This window comes from Allobosea sp. CER48 (assembly GCF_044752385.1).
Classification (GTDB): domain Bacteria; phylum Pseudomonadota; class Alphaproteobacteria; order Rhizobiales; family Beijerinckiaceae; genus Allobosea.
Map to the genome: position 1 here is coordinate 1 of NZ_JBIWYK010000632.1, position 1,478 is coordinate 1,478.

Sequence of the window (1,478 nt, forward strand, 5' to 3'; positions counted from 1 at the left end):
ACGCCAGCAACCGAACGGGGATTGGCGCCGCCGCTGCTTTCGCGGCGCAGGAAGCGATCGCCCAGGACATCGCCCATGTCTTCATGGCGTGTGCCCGCCATCTCGGGCTGCCCGCCCGTTACGTCTCTGGCTATGTAGCCGAGGCCAGCGGCCTGCCCCACGGCAACGGCGCACATGCCTGGGCTGAAATCCATCTCGATGGCTATGGCTGGATCGGCTTCGACTGCGCCAATCGGCTCTGCCCGATCGATACCCATATCCGCGTCGCCGTAGGGCTCGATTTTGCCGATGCAGCGCCGGTGCGCGGCTCGCGCCAGGGTGGCGAGGGCGAGAGTCTCAACGTGCTCGTCAGCGCGCGCGAGGCGGAAGGCCGCGCCGCCAACCAGTGAACGCACCCAGCGAAGTGCGACAGATGCAAGGAAACGCCCTGTGACCTATTGCGCCGGAATCCTCGTGCAGGACGGCCTCGTCATGATCGCCGACACCCGCACCAATGCCGGTCTCGACGACGTCTCGACCTTCCGCAAGCTCCATGTCTTCTCCTGGCCGGGCGAGCGAAGCTTCGGCCTGATGACGGCCGGGAACCTCTCGATCAGCCAGTCGGTAGTGAGCCTTCTGCACGAAGGCCTGCTCAACCCCGAGACCGGCGAGACGGAATCGCTCCACAACGCGACGTCGATGTTCCGTGCCGCCCAGCTGGTCGGGCGCTGCATCCGCCATGTGCGCGAGATCGATGGCCCGGCGCTCGACGAGGCGCGCGTCAAATTCGACGTCTCGATGCTGCTCGGCGGGCAGATCAAGGGCCAGCCGATGCGGCTCTTCATGCTCTACGCCGCCGGAAACTTCATCGAGTGCGGCGCCGACGCCCCCTTTCTCCAGATCGGCGAGCACAAGTACGGCAAACCGATCCTCGATCGCGCCGTGACCTTCAAGACTCACCTCTACGACGCGCTCAAGGTAGGCCTGATTTCGATGGATTCGACCATGCGTTCCAACCTCGGCGTCGGCCCGCCGATCGATCTGCTTGTCATGCGGCGCGATGCCGATGACCTCGAGCTCAACCGCCGCGTCGAAGCGAGCGAGCCATATTTCCACGACCTGCGCGAGCGCTGGTCGGCGGCCCTGCGGGCCGCCCACATGGCAATTCCCCGCCCGCCTTATGGCTCGCCGGGTTCCTAAGTCCCCAACGGCAACCGGATATCAATAATTGTTGTGTTGATTCGTCCGGCGCAGATTTGCCCTGGATACCGGATGCTCCACCCTTTTGCCGCGAAGAAGACGAACGCGGGTTCCTCCGCTCGTATGTTCGCGAGCACCGTGGCGACCCTCGGCTGCGCCTTCCTGTTGTTGAGCGCCGCCGGCATCGGAGTCGTCACGGCGATCACGCGCGAGGCCAACCGGCTCGAGGCCCAGCGCCAGGCCGAGCGGATCGAGACCGCCTTCAACTCCCAGCTCCGCCTCAACGAGCTGCGCCTCGA

The 1,478-nt window shown here is 65.4% G+C and carries 2 protein-coding genes; both read left to right on the top strand.

The window, feature by feature from the left end:
* The coding region (locus ACIPIA_RS16160) for a transglutaminase-like domain-containing protein (RefSeq protein ID WP_400510993.1) at positions 1–389 on the top strand (389 nt) is incomplete at its 5' end.
* Between the two features lie 40 nt (positions 390–429).
* Entirely contained in the window at positions 430–1,179 is a 750-nt protein-coding gene (locus tag ACIPIA_RS16165) for a proteasome-type protease (RefSeq protein WP_400510994.1), read from the top strand.
* Positions 1,180–1,478 lie beyond the last annotated feature (299 nt).